Raw genomic sequence first — 20,493 nt, forward strand, 5'->3', positions numbered from 1 at the left:
TCAGCTCCAGATGATGATCGAGCCGCAATCGTTCGTGTTCAGGAACTGCGGCGGCTGGAGCGCCGGGCGCGAGTAGATCTCCATCCGCTTGGCGCCGATCAGCATCGTCCGCAACTCCCAGGCGCTCCAGCTGTAGATGTGCGCGCCATTGAGGAAGACATTGGGCTGGCAGGGGTTCATGCGGCTGTTGTACATGATGGGCAGCGCATCGTACCCGTCCTCGATCACGCGCAGCCCGGGCACGCGGAGCCAGCCGGCGAGCCCGCCGCCGAGGAGTGTGCCGATGTCCTTCTCCTTGAACAGTCGTCCGTTGTACGCGAGGACGCGGGTGTCGATCTCGCGGTCGAGTCCGGCCGCGCGCTGCCCGGTCACTGCGACCGTCGGCAGCACCACGATGTTGCGCCCCATCTCGACCGCGACGGTGTTCTCGGCGTCGGTCGCGAGGGCCACGATGCGTTCGACCGGCTCCGATCCCGGGCGCCGCACCAGCAGCGGCTGCGAGCCGGCGGGGATGCCGACGAGGCGCACCGTGCCGTCGGCGCCGGTGCGGCCGTTCACGCTCGTGCCGCGGATGCCGACCGTCGCCCCCTCGATGGGACGACCGTTCGACGACTGCACGGTGACGCGAAGCCGCGCCACGCCGGGCGGGCGGCGCCACGGGACGGTATCGGACGTCGAGAGCGGAGGCGGCACGCGCGCCGCGGTATCGGTCCGGGCGATCAGCAGGTCGCGACGCCCGATGTCGAGGTGGTCGAGCGCGAGCGTGAGGTCGCCGGTCATCCGGTCCTCCACGGTCGCCGTCAGCGTGAGCGCGATGTCGTTCGGGACGCCACACAGGACGAAGCGGCCGGTGGCGTCAGCCGTGTCCACCTCGAAGCGCCGCGTCTCCTGCCCGCTGCCGTTCATGAGCCGCCATTCGAACCAGTTCGCGCGCACGACCGCGCCGGCGAGCGCCTCCGCGCGTTCGGCATCGCGCACGACCCCGAAGACGACCGACGAGGCGCGCTCGAGGTCGCGTCCGCAGAGCGCGTTGCTCAGCGTGTTGGCGGTCGGCATGCCGAGCGCGACGGTGGTCGTGAGCTCGTTCGCGACGTCGAGGCGCTTGACCGGGGCCGTCGCCTCGAGCGAGTCGAGCGACGGATGGAAGAACCCGATCACATAGCTTCCCGCGGGAACGTCCCGCATCACGAACCGGCCGAGCCGGTCGGTGACCGCGGTGTGCGGCGCCCCCTGGAGCACGACGGTCGCCCCCTGGAGTGGGCCTCGGGCGATGAGCGAGTCGGTGACGATGCCCCGAATCGTGCCCTGCGCCGCCACCGGTCGCGCCAGCGGGAAGGTGCCGACGACCGCAGCGGCGGCAAGAAGGAGCCGCGGGGCAGGGCGAAGCTGACGCATGAGGGTTCGAGCCTCTGATGGGAGTGGCGCAACAGTGTAGGTACGCACGGGCCCCGGAAAGGGTCCACCGCTGGCGTCCCGCGACAGGACCCTCTAGCCTAGGAGATCGTCCTGAACCCCACGCATGTCCCAAGAATCCGTCATCTACGCGATCAACCTGATCATCGGCGCGATCCTCGCGGTGTTGCTCACGCAGCATTGGCGGCGCGACGGCCGGGAATGGAACCTCGGCGCCTGGATGGTCGCCGCGTGGGTGATGACCGCGGCCGACCTGCTGTTCGCACTGCGTCCCGAACTGCCCTACTGGATCGGCCGCACGGCGCCGACCCTGCTCGTGACCGTGGGTCAGGTGGTGCTGCTACTGTGGGCCATGCGGACGGCGGGTCGCGCGACGGTCGCGGCGCTCGGGGCGACCATCGTGACCATCCACGCGATCGCCCTCGTCGCATTCCTCCTGATCGACGGCATCGCCGGCTGGCGATCAGTGACCAACGGCCTGCTCTGGGGCACGCTCTCGGTCGCCGCCTTCGCCTTCCTGCGCCGCGCGCCGGGCGCATCCCGCAGCGCCCTCGCGATCCCCGCGGCGATCTTCCTCGCGCACGGCCTGTTCCACGCGTTCCGGCTCAGCTTCGCTGCGGTGGTGGCCTCCGGCGCCTATCCGAGCGCGAGCGAATGGGTGCAGGTGATCGGTGACGTCGAGGTGAGCTTCTTCATGGTGGCCCTCTTCGTCTCGCTCCTCGTGGCGCATCTCCACCTGCGCAACGAGGCCCTCCGCGCCGCCCTGCACGACGTCCAGCTGCTCTCGGAGCTGCTCCCCATCTGCGCCTGGTGCCGCAAGGTGCGCGCCGACGACGGCTACTGGCAGCAGCTGGAGCACTACTTCACGGCGCGCCGGCAGGTGCAGTTCACGCACGGCATCTGCGACAGCTGCAACGCCGAGCACTTCGGGCACGCGCCCGGGGCGTGAACGAGACGCGGACGGGGCGAGGCCAGTGGCCCCGCCCCGTCCGCCTTCTGCCCTCGTCCGCGTCAGCGGACCAGCGGCTTGAACTTGATCCGGTGCGGCTGGTCGGCATCCGCGCCCTTCCGGCGGCGCAGGTCCTCGATGTACTGGCCGTAGTTCCCCTCGAACCACACCACCTCGGAGTCCCCCTCGAACGCGAGGATGTGCGTCGCGAGGCGGTCGAGGAACCAGCGGTCGTGCGAGATGACCACCGCGCACCCGCTGTAGTCCACGAGCGCTTCCTCGAGCGCGCGCAGCGTGTCGACGTCGAGGTCGTTCGTCGGCTCGTCGAGGAGCAGCAGGTTGCCGCCGCTCAGCACGGTCTTCGCGAGGTGCAGCCGGTTCCGCTCACCGCCCGACATCACGCCGACCTTCTTCTGCTGGTCGGTGCCCTTGAAGTTGAAGGTCGAGAGGTAGGCGCGCGTGTTCATCTCCTTCTTGCCGACCATGATCTGCTCGTTCCCGCCGCTGATCTCCTCCCACGCGGTCTTGTTGGGATCGAGCGTGCGCGACTGGTCCACGTAGGCCAGCTGCACCGTCTCGCCGACCTTGAGCTCGCCGCTGTCGGGCTTCTCCTGCCCGGTGATCATGCGGAAGAGCGTGGACTTGCCCGCGCCGTTGGGCCCGATCACGCCGACGATGCCGCCGCGCGGCAACGAGAAGTCGAGCTTGTCGATGAGCAGCCGGTCCCCGAAGCCCTTGGTGAGCTTCTTGGCGATCACGACGTCATTGCCGAGGCGCGGCGCCGGCGGGATGATGATCTCGTTCGCGACGATCTTCTCCGCCTGCTCCTCGCCGACCATCTGTTCGTAGTTCTGCAGGCGGGCCTTGCTCTTGGCCTGCCGCGCGCGCGGCGCCATGCGCACCCACTCGAGCTCGCGGGCCAGCGAGCGCTGGCGCGCCGAGGCGACCTTCTCCTCCTGCTGGAGCCGCGTCTTCTTCTGGTCGAGCCAGCCGGAGTAGTTGCCCTCGTACGGTACGCCGCGCCCGCGGTCGAGCTCGAGGATCCACTTGGCGACGTTGTCGAGGAAGTAGCGGTCGTGCGTGATCGCCACCACGGTCCCGGGGAAGCTCTCGAGGAAGTGCTCGAGCCACGCCACCGACTCGGCGTCGAGGTGGTTCGTCGGTTCGTCGAGGAGGAGCATGTCCGGCTCCTCGAGCAGCACGCGGCAGAGCGCCACGCGGCGACGCTCGCCGCCGGAGAGGTTCTTCACGCTCGCATCGGCCGGCGGGAGGCGGAGCGCATCCATCGCGACCTCGATCTTGTTGTCGAGGTTCCAGAGGTCGTGCGCGTCGATCTGCTCCTGCACGCGCCCCTGCTCGTCGATGAGCTTCGTCATCTCCTCATCGCTCATCGGCTCGGCGAACTTGTGCGAGATCTCCTCGAACCGCGTCAGCAGCTTGCGCTGCGCCGCGACCGCGAGCTCCACGTTGCCACGCACGTCGAGCGACTCGTCGAGCTGCGGCTCCTGCGGCAGGTAGCCGATGCGCGTCCCCTTGTGGGCCCACGCCTCGCCCTGGAAGTCCTGGTCCACGCCCGCCATGATCTTCAGCAGCGACGACTTGCCGGCGCCGTTGGGGCCGAGGACGCCGATCTTGGCACCGGGATAGAACGACAGCCAGATGTCGTCGAGGATGATGCGCGAAGGGGGGATGACCTTCTTGAGCCCCTTCATGACGTAGATGAACTGTGGTGCCATGGACTGCCGCGGGGAGATGGGAGATGGAGGACGGCGGACGCACGGCAACGCGGAGGGGCGCCAGGGCCCCCCGCTCACCGTTCACGTCTTCTGACTCAAGGTCGGGAATCTAGCGTCCCGAGGGGGTCGGAGCAGGCGCCGGAGCGGCTCTCGACCGGGGGCGCGTCAGCCGCGCGGCTCGCCGCCGAAGATCACCGCCACCACGCCCAGCCCCACCACGAGCGGGACCCAGGCATGCACGAAGGCGCTGGAGAGCGCCGGATAGATCGAACGCATGCGGTCGAACACGGAACTGCTCCCGGGAAGGTCTGGAGGAAGGACGAGCGGAGGGCGCTCGGTGTTTCACCGAGCATATGCCAAGGCGTACCCCGCAGGCGGTGACCACGGTCACCGTCCCACCTGGTCCAGTATCGACACCGCCGCCGGTTACGGGAGCGCTTCGGGCGATCCGGGCGTTCATCAAGGGACCGCGCGACTGTCGTTGCGGCTCGTGCCGGGCAAGCTTTCAGCCTTCTTCCTTCCGCCTTCTTCTCACATTGGACCTGACCCAGATCTCGGCCCAGCTGAGCAGCAGCCCGCTCACCGCCATCCCGCTGGTCTTCCTCGCCGGCGTGCTGACGTCGCTGACGCCCTGCATCTATCCGATGATCCCCATCACCGCGGCGATCGTCGGCGGCCAGACGGTGGGCGGCGACGCCCCGCCGCGCTGGCGCACCCTCGCCCTCACCCTCGCGTACGTGCTCGGGCTCGCGACGGTCTACTCGGTGCTCGGGCTCATCGCCGGACTCACGGGGACGATGTTCGGCACCATCAGCACCAACCCGTGGCTCTACTTCGCCATGGCGAACCTGCTGGTCCTCTCCGCGCTCATGATGCTCGACGTCATCCCGGTGCGACTCCCCTCGGCGATCACGCAACGCGCCGCCACCGCGGGGACCGGGGGCCGCGCCGCGGGTGCCTTCGTGATGGGCTCCATGTCGGGCCTCGTCGCCGCCCCCTGTGGCGCGCCGGTCATGCTGGCCGTCCTCTCCTGGGTGACCACCACGGGGAGCGCGGCGCTCGGTTTCGTGTATCTCTTCGTGTTCTCCGTCGGGATGTGCGCGCTCCTCGTGGCCGTCGGGCTCACGAGCGGCTTCGTCTCCCGGCTCCCGCGGGCCGGCGCCTGGATGGTCTGGGTCAAGCGCCTCTTCGCATTCATCATGCTCGGCGTCGCCGAGTACTATCTCGTCGAGATGGGGAAGCTGCTCATATGAAGACGTTCGTCCGCTCGGCCCTCACGGCCCTCGCCGCCGTCGCGCTCCTCGCCGCACCCCGCGCGGCATTCGCCCAGCTCGGGATCGACGTCGGCGCCAAGGCGCCCGACGTGGCGCTCGAGACGCTCGACGGCGCGCCGGCACGACTCGCGTCCGCCTTCGCCGGCAAGCCCGCGGTGATCGAGTTCTGGGCCACCTGGTGCGCGAACTGCCGCCAGCTCGAACCGCAGATCAGCGCGCTGCAGCAGAAGTACGCCGGCAAGGTCGCCTTCGTCGGCGTCGCGGTGAGCGTGAACCAGTCCCCCGAGCGCGTGCGGCGGTACGTGGCCGAGCACCTCAAGGGCTTCACCCACTTCTACGACCGCAAGGGCGACGCCGTGGGCGACTACGACGTGCCGGCCACGAGCTACGTGGTCGTGCTCGACCGGAACGGGACGGTGGTCTACACCGGCGTGGGCGGGGACCAGCAGCTCGAGCCGGCGATCCAGAAGGCGCTCAAGTGAGCCAGGTGAACGCGCGCATCCCGGCGCCCGCGCCGCGCGCGAAGGTCTGGATGCTCGTCGTGCCGCTGGTGATCGCGATCGGCGCGTACGTCGCGGCGATGGTCTACATGAAGGTGAACGAGACGGCGTTCGTGTATCACCCCACCGAGTATGGCGGCCGCGGCATGGTGGAGCCCGCCGCCGACCTTCGCGTGGAGGCGACGCGCGTGCGAGGCGCGGACTCGCTCGACCTCGTCACCTGGCTCATCCCGCCCAAGGACAGCCTGACGCCGAGCAGCCTCTGGATCCTCGTCTGCCACGGCAACGCGGGGAACATCTCACTCCCGCTGCGCCAGCAGTGGTCGCGCGCCCTGCTCGCCGAGGGCGTCGGGATCGTCTCGTTCGACTACCGCGGCTACGGCGCGAGTGATGATGGTCCGCTCGACGAGGAAGCGCTCTACCGCGACGCGCGGGCGGTCTACGACTGGATGACCGGCGCGCGCGGCATCGACCCGCAGCACATCGTCATCTACGGGCACTCGCTCGGCTCCGGCGTCGCCTCGCATCTCGCGGCGCGCGTCGAGGCGGCGGGGCTGATCCTCGAGGGCGGCTACACCTCGGTGCCCGACGTCGGCCAGGAACGTTTTCCGTGGTTGCCCGTGCGCCTGTTGGCCGCGGAGCGGTTCGCGACCATCGAACGGCTCGACTCGATCGCGATGCCGAAGCTCATCATGCACGCCAACGACGACCAGGTGATCGCGTTCGCCTTCAGCCAGCGGCTCTTCGAGGCCGCACCGCCGCCGAAGGAGTTCGTCGCGCTCACCGGTGGGCACGACCGCGCGTTCGCGGCGGACTCGGCGACCTACTTCGGGGCGATCGGGAAGTGGCTGCGCGGGATCGCGGCGGTGGACGTGGAGTCGCCCGGCCCGCCGAACTGAGCGCGGGCGATCGGCGTTCGCTCAGCGCGCGAGCAGCGACCGGATCGCCGAGACGATCGCCGGGAACGCCGCCGTGGCCGGCGACATCAGCTCGTGATGTCCGAGTCCGTCGAGCACGACCAACTCGAACGCGCTCCCCGCGGCCCGCGCCGCGGCCTCGTGCTTGGCGAGCGCGGCCGCCGGCATCACGAGGTCGCGTGACCCGGTGATCTGCACGTGCGGCACGGGGAACGGCATCAACGCCACCGGGGAGGCCGCGGCATAACGCTCCGGGACCGCCTCGGGTGTGCCACCGAGCAGCGGATCGACCACATCGCCGCAGGTGTTCGACGAATAGGTGCGGAAGTCGGCGAGGTCCGCGATGCCCGCCAGCGCGACCGCGCCCTTGAGGGCGATCGGGTCCGGGCGCGCGATGGGGCTCGACGCCGGCACGCGCGAGGCGCCCGCGAGCCACATCGCGAGCTGGCCTCCCGCCGAGTGGCCGATCGCGACCACGCGGGCAAGATCGAGCGGATGGGTCGTCGCGAGTGCGCGCACCGCGTCCGCGGCGCGTCCGACGTCGATGAAGGTGTTGGGCCAGCCGCCCCCCGCATCTCCCATCCGGCGATACTCGATGTTCCAAGTCGCGAAGCCCGCGTCGCGCAGCGCGTCGGCGAGCGCGGTGCTGTTCTGCACGCCGTAGCGCGAGAGCCAGCAGCCGCCGTGCACGACGATCACGACGGGGAACGGGCCCGCGCCCTCCGGGAGGCGGAGATCGCCGAAGTGCAGCGCCTCGGGTCCGTAGGGAATGCGCGCCGTCGCCGGCTTCGCGGGCAGGGCGTCTATGTCGCTCGAACGGAGCATGCGGGTCTGGGCCTCGGACGTGGACGCCGACAGGAGGAGCGCGGCGAGCGCGATGCGCAGCTTCAGGAGCACTTTCATGCGCACCTTCATGCGGGACGCTCGCCGAGTTTCGCCTTGAAGAGGAGCTTCGGCTTCTGCGGGTCCTTCGTGTGATAGACGCACAGCGTGTGCACGCGGAACGGCTCGGGCTCACGGATGCGCAGCATCGCCTTCACCTTCTCCGGCGTGAGCGTCGGCCAGAGGCTCAGCGTGCAGTGCGGCGTGAAGGGGTACTTCGCGGGGAGGAAGCGGAGTCCGGAGTTGCGCAACTTCTCGTGCAGCTCGCGCAGCGGGCCGTGCGGGTCGAGGCGCAACGAGACGATCTCGCGCATGACGAAGCGCTCCGGCGGGCCGAAGGCGAGCGTGAACGGCTGCGTCCCCGCGGCGACGGGGAGGATCCGCGCCTTCAGCTCCACGAGCGACGTGTCCGGCGACACCGGCCCGGAGCCCGACGAGCCGATGATGGTCACGTGCGGCGGCAGGAAGTTCGCCATCTTGGGATCGAAGGCGAGCTGGTGCGCGTGCACGCGGGCGGCGAGCTCCCCTTCGAGCTCGGTCGTGATGAAGACGCCGTCTACCGCCACGCGAGCGTCGCTCCCACGAGGGTGCGGCCCTGCGGCCCCTGCACCACGAGCGGCGACATCCCGCCGAGCACCGTGGCGTCGATCCGGTTGTCGGGGCGCGTGCGGTGCCAGCGCGCGACCGCCCATCCGCTCGCCATCCCGATGGCGGCGCCCATGGTCACGTCGCTCAGCCAGTGGGCATCGCTGTGCATCCGCGCGTAGGCGGTCACGCCCGCCAGCGCGAAGGTCGTCGTGCCGACGAGTCGCGCGCGCGCGGGCGCGCGGTGCAGCACCTCGCTCGTCACCGCCGCCGCGAAGGCGAACGCCGCCGTCGAGTGGCCGGACGGGAACGACTCGTGGTCGTTGTCCCAGCCACGCCCGAACTCCACGTTCCATGGATCGAGCGAATCGACCCGCGGGCGGGCGCGCCCGAAGCCGGCCTTGAGCGCCTTGGTGATGAGCCCCGAGACGGTGATCGCCTCGACGGCGCGGAACCCCACCACCGTCGCCGTGGGACGGCCCGCGGCGCGTCCGCCGGCCCACAGCCCCGCGCCCGTGAGGAGGGAGACGCTGCCGCCCCAGGCGTTCCCCACGTCGGCGAGCGTGCCAAGAGTCCCGTTCGCCTGGGCGCCGGCCGACCGGACCCGTGCGCGCACCGAGAGATCGCTCCGCTGCGCGAGGACGGCGAGTCCGGCGCCGACCCCGAGCACCAGCAGGTCCCCGCGCGTCACGAGCGGCGCGGGGCGGACCGCAACGTCCTGCGCACCGCCCTTCGCGACCTCCTGCGCCCCCGCACTCGCGCGCGGCAGCGCGAGCGCGACCAGCAACGGGAGTACCGGGAGGGAGCGAAAGCGGAACATGGACCATAGTTTAGCAGAAGTCGAAGGCGTCTGGAGCACCGTGCGGCCCGGCCCCTTCACCCTTCCTCCTTCAGCCTTCATCGTTCGTCGTGCTCATCCGCGACTTCGAATCCCACGCCGACCGCGCCCAGTGCGTCGCGCTCCAGGAACTCACCTGGGGGAAGGACTTCACCGAGAAGATCCCGGCGGCGATGCTCCTCGTCGCGCAGAAGACCGGCGGCGTCTGCGCCGGCGCCTTCGACGACGACGGTCGCATGCTCGGCTACGTCTTCGGCGTCACCGGCGTGAAGGACGGCAAGCTCATGCACTGGTCCGACATGCTCGCCGTGCGCCCCGAGGCGCAGGGGCGCGACATCGGCGTGCGGCTCAAGACCTGGCAGCGCGACAAGTGCCGCGCGCTGGGGATCGAGACCATCTACTGGACGTACGACCCGCTCGTCGCGCGCAACGGCCACCTGAACCTCAACAAGATGGGCGGCCGCGTGGACGAGTACGTCGAGGCGATGTACGGCGACGCCACCAACTCGCCGCTTCAGGGCGACATGCCGACCGACCGGTTCGTGATCGCTTGGCCGGTCGATCCGGCGCGCGGCGCGGCGGGGCTCGACGCGCTCCCTGCCGACCTCCCGCTCGCGGTCGGTCACGATGCGGCCGAAGGAACGCTTGTCGGCGCGCCGAACGTGGGCGTGCGCGTCCCGCGCGACATCACGGCGCTCGCCGCCGCCGACCTGGCCGCGGCGCGCCGTTGGCGCTTCGCCACGCGCCGCGCCTTCACGCACTACCTCCCGCGCGGGTACCACGTGCGCGGGTTCGTCGCCGATCCCGACGGCGGCACCTACCTGCTCACGCGCCGCGACGCCTGATCGCGCCTCCCATCCCCACGCGCATGTTCACGATCGACCGCATCGTCCTCCGCGAGATCCGCCTCACGCTCCGCGAACCGTTCCGCATCTCCTCCGGCGTGATGCAGGAGCGGCGCATCCTGCTCTGCGAGCTCCATGACCGCGATGGGGCGCAGACCTGGAGCGAGTGCGTCGTCGACGACGAACCGAACTACTCGCCCGAGACGCTCGACACCGCTTGGCCGACGATCGTGCGCGTGCTCGCGCCGCGTCTCCTCGGGCGCACGGTCGATGCGCCGAGTGACGTCCACGACCTGCTCGACAAGGATGTCCGCGGCCACAACATGGCGAAGGCCGCCCTCGAGATGGGCTGCTGGGGGCTCGCCGCGACGCAGGCCGGGCTCCCGCTCTCCCGGATGATCGGCGGGACGCGCGAGTCGATCGCCACCGGCATCTCCCTCGGCATCCAGCGCGACGTGCACGCGCTCATCGCCAAGGCCGAGGAGTCCATCGCCGCCGGGTACCAGAAGGTGAAGATCAAGATCGCGCCCGGCCATGACGTCGACTGGGTGCGCGCCGTGCGCACCGCCGTCGGCGAGGAGGCGCACCTCATGGCCGACGCCAACAACGCCTACACCCTCGCCGACGCCGACCGCCTCGCGCAGCTCGACGACCTCGGCCTCATGATGATCGAGCAGCCGCTCGCGTGGGACGACCTCGTGCGCCATGCGGCGCTGCAGAAGCGGCTCCGCACCCCGCTCTGCCTCGACGAGTCGATCACCTCGCTCGACCGGGCGCAGGACATGGTGACGCTGAACGCGGGGCGCATCATCAACATCAAGCCCGGCCGCGTCGGCGGCTTCGCCCAGTCGATCGCCATCCACGACTACTGCGAGAGCATGGGGATCCCCGTCTGGTGCGGCGGGATGCTCGAGAGCGGCATCGGGCGCGCCTACAACGTCGCGCTCGCCTCGCTCCCGAACTTCACGCTCCCCGGCGACCTCTCGCCGAGCGCGCGCTACTGGGCCAAGGACGTCGTCGCGCCCGAGTGGACGATGGACGCGCACGGGATGGTGAAGGTCCCGCTCGACCAGCCGGGGATCGGCATCGAGGTCGATCGCGCGCACATCGACCGCATCACCGTGCGCACCGAGGAGCTGCGGGCGTGAGCGCGGCCCACGCCGAGCGTGCGGCCGCCGCGGCGGCGCTCTTCACCGACGCGGAACGCGAGCGGCTCATCACGCTCCGCCGCACGCTGCACGCGCATCCCGAGCTCTCGTGGGCCGAACGCGGGACCCAGGCGACGCTCAAGCAGGCGCTCCTCGACGCGGGCATCACCGATGTGCGCGAGATCGCCGACACCGGCCTCGTCGCGCGCATCCCCGGCACGCGCGCCGGCGCGCCGGCCGTCGCGCTCCGCGGCGACATCGATGCGCTGCCCATCACGGAGGAGACCGCGGTCCCGTTCGCGTCGCGGAATCCCGGCGTGATGCACGCCTGCGGTCACGACATGCATGCGACGTGGACCGTCGCGGCGGGGATGCTTCTCCGGAAGCGACCGGCCGAGGGCGAGGTGCGGCTGATCCTCCAGCCGGCGGAGGAGGTGGGCGAGGGGGCCGCGAAGGTGCTCGCGAGCGGCGCCCTCGTCGGCGTCAGCGCGATCTACGGCGGGCATGTCGACTGGCGCTTCCCGGTCGGCCAGGTGGTGGCGACCGCGGGCGCGCTCGCGGCGAGCAGCGACACCTTCGAGGTGACGTTCCATGGGCGCGGCGGCCACGGGGCGCGGCCGCAGGATACCATCGACCCAGTGGTCGGGCTCGGCGCGTTCATCATGGAAGTGCAGACACTCGTCTCGCGGCGCCTCGACCCCGGCCTTCCGGGCGTACTGTCCATCGCCGTGGTGGAGGCCGGGAGCGCATCGAACGTGATCCCCGAGCGGGCGCGCTGCGCCGGCACGATCCGCGCGACGACGCCGGAGGCGCGCGCCTTGCTCTGCGAGGGCGTGCGGCAGGTGGCCGAGGCCGTCGCGGCGCTGCATCGCCTGCGGGCGGAGGTGGTGCTGAGCGAGGGAACGCCGCCGCTGGTGAACAGCGCGACCGCGGCAGCGTTCGCGCAGTCAGGCGCGGCGGAGGTGGTGGGCGACGAGGGCCTGACCCGGCTCCCCGTGCCGAACATGGGCGCCGAGGACTTCGCGTTCTACCTCGAGCGGCTCGATGGCTGCTTCATGCGCATCGGCACGCTTGGCGACGGGATGAGTGCGGCGGGGGTGCATACCCCGCGGTTCGACCCGGACGAGCGCGCGCTGTTCGTCGGCGGGGCGGTGCTGGCGGCGATCGCGCGGGTGGCGAGCGCCGGGTGAGCCTCCGCCCCAGCGCAGCATTGCGGCGCAGGCGCCATCTTTATCCGCATGCCCGCCCCGCTCCCCCCGATCCTCCGCGCCGAGGACCCCTTCGGCGCTGACGCCGACGCCATCGCGCGCGCCGCGGCGGTGATCAGGAGCGGCGGGCTCGTCGCCTTCCCCACCGAGACCGTCTACGGCCTCGGGGCCAATGCGCTCGACGCGGCCGCGGTGCGGCGGATCTTCGAGGCCAAGGGGCGCCCCTCCTACAATCCGCTCATCGCGCATGTCGCGGATATCGAGGGCGCGCGCGCGCTCGTGACCGACTGGCCGGCGCTCGCGCAGGAGCTCGCGGAACGCTTCTGGCCCGGGCCGCTCACGATCGCGCTCCCCAAGCGGTCGCACGTGCCGGACGAGGTCACCGCCGGCCGCGGAACCGTCGCGGTGCGGGTGCCGGCGCATCCGGTCGCGCGCGCGCTCATCGCCGCCGCCGGTGTGCCGCTCGCGGCGCCGAGTGCGAACCGCTTCACCGAACTCTCTCCCGTGACCGCGGCGCAGGTCGCGCGCGGACTCGGCGACCGGGTGGACCTCATCCTCGATGGCGGGCGGACCGACGTGGGGATCGAGAGCACGGTGGTCGATCTCTCCTGCGACCCGCCGATGCTGTTGCGCCCGGGGACGATCACGCGCTCGGCGATCGAGGCGATCATCGGACCGCTGGAGACGCCGTCAGCGCCGGACCGCGAGGATGCGCCGCGCGCCGCGCCGGGGATGATCGCGCGGCACTATGCGCCTCGGGCGCAGCTGCGCCTGGTGACGAGCGACGGGATCGGAGCGGCGATCGCCGAGGCGGCGGGCCGCGGCGAGACGGTGGCCGTGGTGACCTGGAGTCCGCGCGGCTTCTCGGCGGGCTCGGCCGTCCGGCGGCATCATCACCTGCCGGACGACGCGGCCGGCTTCGCGTCGGAGCTGTACGCGACGCTGCACGCGGTGGATGAGGCCGGGTGCGCGGAAGTCCTGGTGGAGCGGCCGCCGGAGGATGCGGCGTGGGACGGGGTGCGGGATCGGCTCACGCGGGCGTCGCACGAGTAGCACGCCCGGCCCGCGAGATCAGCCCGTCGGCCCCTCGTAGACGCACCCCGACGTGCACGTCTCCCGTACGACGATCTTCGAGAGCAGCGGCAGTGCCGGCACCAGCCGCTCCCAGATCCACGCCGCGAGCACCTCGCTCGTCGGGTTCTCCAGCCCCTCGATCTCGTTGAGATAGTAGTGGTCGAGCCGCGCCTTGATCGGCGCGAAGGCCGCCTTGAGCTCGGCGAAGTCCATCACCCACCCACTCGTGGCGCCGATGGGGCCGCGCACGTGCACCGCGACCCGGAACGAGTGTCCGTGCAATCGCGCGCACTGGTGCCCTTCGGGGACGTTGGGCAGGCGGTGGGCCGCCTCGAACGTGAACTCCTTGAAGATCTCCATCGGTGCATCCTCCTGCGCCGCATCATAGGCGCGCCGGGGGCCGGGTGGAAGCGGTGGAACGCGACGAGGCCCCGGCATGTCGCCGGGGCCTCGTCGTCCTGCAGGAGCGGTCAGCGATTGGTCGTGTTGTCGAGGAACGGCCGGTTGGTCGCCGTGGTGGAGACCACGGTGATGTCGCCGCGGAGCGAGATGGTGTAGACGCGCCCGGCGACGAACGAGACGTTGGTGCGCGTCACGGCGTCGGTCGCCGCGCCCGCATAGCGGAGCGCGAGGTTGTACGCGCCCGGGACGACGGCCTCGAAGGCGCCGGCGGACTTGTACGCGATCACCGCGCCCACCGTGTCGACGATCGTCGCCGGTGCCACGGCCCGCGCGATGAGCTGCAGCGGGTTGGCGTTGGAGCTGCCGTGCACGAAGCGCACGTAGGCGTTGGCGAAGTCGATGTCCGCGGGGAAGTTGTCCTCCACCACGAAGCCGTCACTGGTCTTGGCCACGGTGTTGTAGAACCCGCTCATGTAGAACGAGTACGCCTTGCCGTCCTCGAGCGTGGCGTTCTGCGTCGCGATGATGAGATCCTTGTCCACCGCGGCCGAGATCCGGCCGGTGAGGTCGTACGCCCCTGGCGTGAGCGAGAGGTAGAGCCCGCCGGAGCCCAGCGCGCCGTACGCGACGCCGGTCGTCGACTCGACACCGGTCGTCGAGCTGATCGCCGTCATCTTGGTGTTGTTCGCGTAGAAGTTCACCTGCGGCGCGCCGACGCCGAAGTTGTAGAACTTCACGCGCGCGCCGGATTCCGGCCCGGCGATCTCCTGGACCGCGTTCTTGTCGCAGGCCCCGAGCGCGACGAGCGCGCCCAGAGCGGCGAGGGTTCTGAATCGGTTCATGGCTCGGGTCACGGTTGGATGATCCAGAGGGGCTTGGTGTGGTAGTCGAGCGCGAGACCGCCGATGGCGTCGAGCCCCGCGCGGTTCCACACGTACTCCGAGTTGAAGCGCGGACGGATGCGCTGGACGAGCTGTCCGCCGTTGTCCGGGTACAGGTTCGTCGGCGGCGTGAAGCCGGGGAAGACCTGCACCCCGCTCGCCGGGTCGATGTCCGTGTAGTGGAAGCGGCGCATGTCCATCCACATCTCGTTGTGGCCCCAGCCCCACTGCGCGATCCACTTCTGCGACATGATCTGCGTCATGGTCAGGAGGTTCGGATCGGTCGGCACGGCGGCGACCGCCGCCAGGAACGCCGTCTTCTCCGCCCCGCTGATCTGCGTCGGCGACTGCCCGTTGTCGACGTTGCGGGCGTTCACGAAGTCGATGTGCGCCCCGACGCCGTTGCGGAACGCGGTGAGCGCGACCGGACGGTTGCCGCTGCGATACGCCGCCTCTGCCTTCACGAACTGGAGCTGCGCGTAGGTCATGATCGGCATGCGCACCTTGTCGTCGAACAGGTAGCGCCCCGGCACGCCGGTGCCGCCGGCGCCGGCGAAGCCGTAGAAGTTGTTCGGCTGCTGTGCCGTGGTGAGCGCGCCGAAGCCGACGACGTCGATGTCGAGGCCGCGGTACACCCCGTCCGGCGACGGCGAGAGCATGCGGCTCATGCGCGGATCGACCACGCCGCCGAACGCCGTGCCGTTCATGAGGTTGACGGCGAACTCCGTCTGGCGATACGCGTTGAAGTTGCCGCGCGTGCGCCCGAGGAAGTTGATGTCGTCGTTCTGCACGCCGGTGTACTGGAGCAGCGCGTCATCGGCGTTGCTCGCGAAGGCGCTGTCCACCTCGGCCATGACCGTCGCCGGGTCGTAGGTGGCCTTGTTGGAGAAGTGGTTCAGGCTGATCGCCTTGAGGCCGTGGGCGAACTTCAGCCACTTCAGGCGGTCGCCGCCGTAGATGCGGTCGGTGCGGGCCATGTACGCCTGGTTGACCGCGCCGTCGCTACGGCGCAGCAGCACGATCGCCGAGTCGAGGAGGCGGTTCACCTCCTGGTAGGCGAACTCCTGGTCGTCGTAGTTGAATGAGAACTTCGACGCGTCGATCGCCTCGCGGATGATGATCTCGCCGTGCAGGTCGGTGAGCACCTGCCAGCCCCAGGCCTTGAGCACGAGGCCGACGCCGAGGAGGTCCCAGCGCTCCTCGGCCTCCGAGATGTTGATCATGTCCACGAGGTTCTGCCCGAACGACCAGTACACGTCACGCCACTGCTGCGCGCCGTTGTCGCTCGAGGGATCGTAGCCCATGCGGTCCCAGGTGGTGAGCACCGTACTGGTGAGCATCCACTGCTGCGTGTAGCGGCCCATGAAGCGCCCCTCGAACGCGGGGGACGTGGCCAGCCAATGCAGCATCGGCGAGAGGTACATGTTCGCCGAGACCGTCTCCGGGCCGTTGGGGTTGGTGTTGACGTCGAGGAACTCGTCGCAGCTGGTCGCCACGAGGAGCCCGCCGGCCAGCAGGCCGGTGCGGAGCGCGCGGGTGATGGAGTGTCTCGTCATGGTCAGAAGCCCACCTTGAGGCCGAAGCTGAAGCCGCGCGGCATCGGGAAGTTGCCGTAGTCGATGCCCTGACCGCCGGACCCGCCGACCGCCGCCGAGTTGCCGTTCACGATCGGGTCGAGCCCCGAGTAGTTCGTGAGGATGAGCAGGTCGGTGCCGGTCATGAAGACGCTCGCCTGCCGCGCCATCAGCCAGCGACCCGGCAGCTCGTAGCGCACGGTGATGTCGCGCAGGCGCAGCCAGTTGATGTCCTTCTCGATGAACAGCTCCTCGGAGATCGAGGTGTAGAACGCCGGCTGGACCGCCGGGATGACGACGATGTTGTTCGGCGTCGGGTTCGCGGTGTTCTCGCGCCCGTCACGCAGCACGCCGCGGATGACGCGGGGCGTCTCGCGGTCGAGGGTGCGCTTGCTCAGGCCGCGCGTCGTGAGGTAGTGCTCGGTCGCGTTGAGGACGTCGCCGCCCTTGCGGATGTCGAGCAGCATGCTGACCGACCAGCGCCCGTAGTTGAAGGCGTTGGTGAGACCGAGCGTGAAGTCCGGGGTACGATCGTAGCCGGCATCGATGAACGACGTGGACCGCAGCGGGAGGCCGGTCGTCGGGTCGATCAGGATGTCGCCGTTGAAGTTCCGGAGGTAGAACAGCCCGGTGAGCGACCGCGTCGAGAGGCCAGGCTGAGTGCCGTTGCGGACGTTGCCGTAGAGCCAGGTGTCGGAGACGTAAGACTCCGGCAGCGCGTTCGGCAGCGACTTGGTCCACCCGAACGAGTGGTCGAAGTTCGCGATCACGTCCCATGACCACTTGTCGGTCACGACCGGCGTGCCGCGCACCGTGATCTCGGTGCCGTAGTTCGACGTCTCGGCGCCGTTCAGGTTGAACAGGATGTATCCGGTCGCGTACGACCCGCGGATGTCGTTGACGATCTGGTCCTTGGTGCGCTTGCGGTACCAGGTCGCCTCGAGGCCGAGTCGGTCGGCGAGGAAGGAGAGGTCGAAGCCGCCCTCATACGACCGCGCGAACTCGGGCTTGAGCGCGAGGTTCGGGCCGGTGAAGCCGTAGCCGTACCCGCCGCCCACCGTGAGCTTGGACTCGAGCGCCGGACGGAAGGCGTAGGGCCGCGCGTCCTTGCCGACCGCGGCGTAGGCGAAGCGCACCTTGCCGGTGACCCACTTCTGGACCGAGGGGAAGGCGTCCGAGAAGACGAAGCTCGTCGAGATCGAGGGATAGAAGAACGAGTTGCGGTCGGTCGGGATCGTCGAGGTCCAGTCATTGCGCCCCGTGACCGTCACGTACAGGTAGTCCTTGTAGTCGAACGTCGCCGAGCCGAAGAAGCTCACCAGGCGGCGCTGACTCAGCACCGTGCGGTTGAGGCGCGACGCGATCGCCGTGTTGTTGATCGAGACGAAGTTCGGGTCGAGGAAGTCCTGGCCCTTGAGCCCGCTCGTGTTCGAGCGGAAGTCCGAGATCTGGTTGCCGACGAGACCGGCCACCGAGATGTCGCCCCAGATCGTGCGCCGCTCGACGTTGAGCACCGTCTGCGCATTGATGTTGCGGACGACGTCGATCGCCTCGTCGAGGATGCCGTTGAAGTTGGCGCCGAAGGCGCTCTCCGGGTGGCGGACGATGCGCATCTCGTTCGTGTAGCCGTCGATGCCGATGTTGCTCTTGATCGAGCCCCAGGTGAACGGCGTGACCACGACGCCGAAGTTGCCGATGAAGCGGCTGTTCTTCGAGCTGTTGAGGTTCTTCTCGACGTTGAAGTACGGGTTGTCGGTCTCACCGGATGCCGACTGCAGCGTGATGCGGCGGCGCGTGCCGGCCGCCGTCCGCCAGTCGGAGGCGTTGTCCGTCTGCGGCCAGACGAGGAGGCCGAGGAGCGGGCCGTCCGCGCCCTTCCAGGGCTGCGTGTTCGACGCGAACGAGTAGGCCATCGAGACGTCGGTGCGGAGCCAGCGCGTCACCTGCGCCTGCGAGGCGCCAGTGAGGTTGATGCGCCCGTACGTCGTGTTCGGGATCACGCCCTCCTGCCGGTCGTTCGCCACCGCCAACCGGTAGTTGATCCGGTTGTCCTGCGCGGCGCCGCTGAACGACAGGTTGTGCTTCGACGTCAGGGCCGTCTGGAAGAAGTTGTCGATGTTGTCGTAGAACTGGGTCCCGGCCGCGTACGGCGCGCCGAAGTACTGGAAGGAGCCGAGCGCGCCGCCGGTGAGCGACGTGGGGCCGTAGGTGCGCTGCACCTCGGGCTGCGAGCGCGTCTGGTCGACGCGGAAGCTGTTCGAGTACTCGAAGCCGCCCATGCCCGCGCGGCCGCGCTTGGTCGTGATGACGATCGCGCCGTTGGCCGCGTCGATGCCGTAGAGCGCCGAGGCTTCCGGGCCCTTGAGGACGACGAGCGTCTCGATGTCGTCGGGATTGATGTCGGCGGCGCGGTTGGTGAAGTCCATGCCGCGGTTGTTGAACGCCGAGACCGAGCCCGGGGCGTCGGACGCCAGCTGCTGCGTGTTGAAGGTCTTGTTGTCGATCGGCAGGCCGTCGACGATCATGAGCGGCTGGTTGCTCGACGAGATCGAGCTGACGCCGCGGATGGTGATCGAGGACGAGGCGCCCGGGACGCCAGAGGTCGAGGTGACCTCGACGCCGGCGACGCGGCCCTGCAGCGAGTTGAGGAAGTTCTCGCGCTGCGTCTGCGAGATCTCCGGCCCGGTCACCGTCTGCTGCGACGCGCCGATGCTCCGCTTGTTGGTCGTCTGGCCAAGGGCCGTGACGACCATCGCGTCGAGCTGGCTCGCCACGCGCTTGAGCGCGACGTTGATCACGAGGTCGGTGGCGACGGTCCGCTCGATCGGCGCATGGCCGATGAAGCGGTACTGGAGGACCTGCCCGACCCGCGCGCGGATCGCGTAGTTGCCCTCCCCGTTCGTCAGGACTCCGGTCGTCGTGCCGCGGATGACGACCTGCACGCCGGACATGCCGGCGCCCGCCTCGTTCGTCACCTTGCCGGTGATCGGTTGCTCCTGGGCGCGGACGGGCGCGACCAGGAGGGCTATTCCTGCCAACGCCAGGAATACTCTCTTCATCATGTGGTGGTCTACCGGGTTACGGTGAACGACAAGGACGGCTGCCTTGACCGGATCGCGGGACGCGGACCGGACCGCAATCATATGGTGTAGAGGTTGTCAGCGTCAAACTTCATTTCCGAGCGCAGGTGTCCCGTTTAGCGGACACCTGGCCTTCGCGCGCGCGCGTTCATCATGCGGCGCGGCATCCGCCAACCTTGCTTCTCGCCCCCCGACAGGGCATATCACCGACATGCTCCCCATCGATCTCCGCGGCAAGCGCGCGCTCGTCGCCGGCGTGGCCGACGACAACGGTTTCGGCTGGTCCATCGCCAAGCATCTCATCGAGGCCGGCGCGACCGTCTGCGTCGCCACCTGGCCCCCCGCCCTCAACATCTTCCTGAACCTCCTCGAGCGCGGGAAGATCGACGACTCGCGCAAGCTCTCCGACGGCTCGCTCCTGAACTTCGAGCGCATCTATCCGCTCGACGCCGTCTTCGACCGCCTCGAGGACGCGCCCGCGGAGATCCGCGACAACAAGCGCTACAAGGAACTCGGCGACTTCACCATCGCCGGGCTCGCCGCGCGCATGCGCGCCGACTTCGGGGAGGGATCGCTCGACATCCTCGTGCACTCGCTCGCCAACGGCCCCGAGGTGAAGAAGCCGCTCCTCGAGGTCTCGCGCGGCGGCTACCTCGCGGCGGTGAGCGCGAGCGCCTATTCGCTCATCTCGCTCGTGCAGCATCTCGGGCCGCTCTTCCGCCCGAACGCGTCGGTGGCCTCGCTCACCTACATGGCGAGCGAGCGCGCCATCCCGGGCTACGGCGGCGGCATGAGTTCGGCCAAGGCCGCGCTCGAGAGCGACACGCGCGTCCTCGCGTACGAGGCGGGCCGCAAGTGGGGCGCGCGCGTGAACACGATCAGCGCCGGCCCGTACGCGAGCCGCGCCGCCAGCGCGATCGGCATCATCGGCAGCATGGTGCGCTACTGCGAGAAGAACAGCGCGCTGCCGCAGGAGCTGGAGGCCGCGGAGGTCGGCGCGACGACGGCCTTCCTCTGCTCACCGCTCGCGTCGGGGATCACCGGGGCGACGGTGTACGTGGACAAGGGCTACCACGCGATGGGGATGGCGGTGGATGGGGCTACGGTGCCGGCGTTCTGATGGCGATGAAGGGTGAAGGAGGGCCGGCCGTGCGGCCGGCCCTTCTCCACTTCATGCCCTAGTGGCG

The 20,493-nt window shown here is 69.8% G+C and carries 18 protein-coding genes; 9 read left to right on the forward strand and 9 right to left on the reverse strand.

Annotated elements, in window-relative coordinates; translation table 11 throughout:
* The gene (locus tag IPJ78_05055; protein MBK7905917.1) at positions 1-1,395 is read right to left on the reverse strand and encodes a carboxypeptidase regulatory-like domain-containing protein; all 1,395 of its coding nucleotides are present in this window, start codon (positions 1,393-1,395) and stop codon (positions 1-3) included.
* Between the two features lie 124 nt (positions 1,396-1,519).
* On the opposite strand from IPJ78_05055, the gene IPJ78_05060 reads away from it, so the two are divergent.
* The gene (locus IPJ78_05060; protein ID MBK7905918.1) at positions 1,520-2,362 is read left to right on the forward strand and encodes a hypothetical protein; all 843 of its coding nucleotides are present in this window, start codon (positions 1,520-1,522) and stop codon (positions 2,360-2,362) included.
* A gap of 62 nt (positions 2,363-2,424) precedes the next feature.
* Here the strand turns inward: IPJ78_05060 and ettA are convergent, their stop codons facing one another.
* Complete coding sequence (ettA, locus tag IPJ78_05065; protein ID MBK7905919.1) at positions 2,425-4,098, reverse strand: energy-dependent translational throttle protein EttA; 1,674 nt, start codon at positions 4,096-4,098, stop codon at positions 2,425-2,427.
* A 536-nt stretch (positions 4,099-4,634) separates the two neighbouring features.
* Here ettA and IPJ78_05070 point away from each other — a divergent pair.
* The 3 genes from IPJ78_05070 to IPJ78_05080 are packed head-to-tail and all read left to right on the forward strand — an operon-like array spanning position 4,635 to position 6,771.
* Positions 4,635-5,351, forward strand: a complete 717-nt coding sequence (locus tag IPJ78_05070) for a sulfite exporter TauE/SafE family protein (GenBank protein MBK7905920.1) — start codon at positions 4,635-4,637, stop codon at positions 5,349-5,351.
* Positions 5,348-5,854 carry a TlpA family protein disulfide reductase gene (locus tag IPJ78_05075; GenBank protein ID MBK7905921.1) on the forward strand — a complete coding sequence of 169 codons (507 nt, stop codon included), beginning with the start codon at positions 5,348-5,350 and terminating at the stop codon, positions 5,852-5,854. Before IPJ78_05070 ends, IPJ78_05075 begins: the two co-directional genes overlap by 4 nt.
* Positions 5,851-6,771, forward strand: a complete 921-nt coding sequence (locus IPJ78_05080; protein MBK7905922.1) for an alpha/beta hydrolase — start codon at positions 5,851-5,853, stop codon at positions 6,769-6,771. Before IPJ78_05075 ends, IPJ78_05080 begins: the two co-directional genes overlap by 4 nt.
* A 21-nt stretch (positions 6,772-6,792) precedes the next feature.
* Here IPJ78_05080 and IPJ78_05085 read toward each other — a convergent pair whose 3' ends face one another.
* The 3 genes from IPJ78_05085 to IPJ78_05095 all read right to left on the reverse strand — a co-directional run bounded on the left by IPJ78_05085 (position 6,793) and on the right by IPJ78_05095 (position 9,076).
* Positions 6,793-7,614 (reverse strand): alpha/beta hydrolase, encoded by an 822-nt coding sequence (locus tag IPJ78_05085; GenBank protein MBK7905923.1) that lies wholly within the window; start codon positions 7,612-7,614, stop codon positions 6,793-6,795.
* A gap of 86 nt (positions 7,615-7,700) precedes the next feature.
* Complete coding sequence (locus IPJ78_05090; protein ID MBK7905924.1) at positions 7,701-8,237, reverse strand: 2'-5' RNA ligase family protein; 537 nt, start codon at positions 8,235-8,237, stop codon at positions 7,701-7,703.
* Entirely contained in the window at positions 8,228-9,076 is an 849-nt protein-coding gene (locus IPJ78_05095; protein ID MBK7905925.1) for a phosphatase PAP2 family protein, read from the reverse strand. Before IPJ78_05095 ends, IPJ78_05090 begins: the two co-directional genes overlap by 10 nt.
* Before the next feature lie 89 nt (positions 9,077-9,165).
* Between IPJ78_05095 and IPJ78_05100 the strand changes: the two genes are divergently transcribed.
* The 4 genes from IPJ78_05100 to IPJ78_05115 are packed head-to-tail and all read left to right on the forward strand — an operon-like array spanning position 9,166 to position 13,348.
* Positions 9,166-9,939: a hypothetical protein gene (locus tag IPJ78_05100; protein ID MBK7905926.1), complete on the forward strand. Its 774-nt coding sequence runs from the start codon at positions 9,166-9,168 to the stop codon at positions 9,937-9,939.
* Positions 9,940-9,962: 23 nt separating this feature from the next.
* Positions 9,963-11,087: an o-succinylbenzoate synthase gene (gene menC, locus IPJ78_05105; protein ID MBK7905927.1), complete on the forward strand. Its 1,125-nt coding sequence runs from the start codon at positions 9,963-9,965 to the stop codon at positions 11,085-11,087.
* A complete protein-coding gene (locus IPJ78_05110; GenBank protein ID MBK7905928.1) occupies positions 11,084-12,277 on the forward strand; it encodes an amidohydrolase in 1,194 nt (397 codons plus the stop codon). The genes menC and IPJ78_05110 overlap by 4 nt, the downstream gene beginning before the upstream one ends.
* A 48-nt stretch (positions 12,278-12,325) precedes the next feature.
* Positions 12,326-13,348: a threonylcarbamoyl-AMP synthase gene (locus IPJ78_05115; GenBank protein MBK7905929.1), complete on the forward strand. Its 1,023-nt coding sequence runs from the start codon at positions 12,326-12,328 to the stop codon at positions 13,346-13,348.
* Between the two features lie 18 nt (positions 13,349-13,366).
* Here IPJ78_05115 and queD read toward each other — a convergent pair whose 3' ends face one another.
* The 4 genes from queD to IPJ78_05135 form a co-directional block, all read right to left on the reverse strand.
* Positions 13,367-13,729 carry a 6-carboxytetrahydropterin synthase QueD gene (gene queD, locus IPJ78_05120; GenBank protein MBK7905930.1) on the reverse strand — a complete coding sequence of 121 codons (363 nt, stop codon included), beginning with the start codon at positions 13,727-13,729 and terminating at the stop codon, positions 13,367-13,369.
* Between the two features lie 110 nt (positions 13,730-13,839).
* The gene (locus tag IPJ78_05125) at positions 13,840-14,613 is read right to left on the reverse strand and encodes a DUF4397 domain-containing protein (GenBank protein ID MBK7905931.1); all 774 of its coding nucleotides are present in this window, start codon (positions 14,611-14,613) and stop codon (positions 13,840-13,842) included.
* An 8-nt stretch (positions 14,614-14,621) separates the two neighbouring features.
* A complete protein-coding gene (locus tag IPJ78_05130; protein ID MBK7905932.1) occupies positions 14,622-16,208 on the reverse strand; it encodes a SusD/RagB family nutrient-binding outer membrane lipoprotein in 1,587 nt (528 codons plus the stop codon).
* Between the two features lie 2 nt (positions 16,209-16,210).
* Positions 16,211-19,285: a SusC/RagA family TonB-linked outer membrane protein gene (locus tag IPJ78_05135; GenBank protein ID MBK7905933.1), complete on the reverse strand. Its 3,075-nt coding sequence runs from the start codon at positions 19,283-19,285 to the stop codon at positions 16,211-16,213.
* 232 nt (positions 19,286-19,517) lie between these two features.
* On the opposite strand from IPJ78_05135, the gene IPJ78_05140 reads away from it, so the two are divergent.
* The gene (locus tag IPJ78_05140) at positions 19,518-20,426 is read left to right on the forward strand and encodes an enoyl-[acyl-carrier-protein] reductase (GenBank protein MBK7905934.1); all 909 of its coding nucleotides are present in this window, start codon (positions 19,518-19,520) and stop codon (positions 20,424-20,426) included.
* The last annotated feature ends 67 nt before the right edge of the window (positions 20,427-20,493 follow it).

The sequence above is a fragment of the Gemmatimonadota bacterium genome (genome assembly GCA_016714015.1).
Taxonomy (GTDB): domain Bacteria; phylum Gemmatimonadota; class Gemmatimonadetes; order Gemmatimonadales; family Gemmatimonadaceae; genus Pseudogemmatithrix.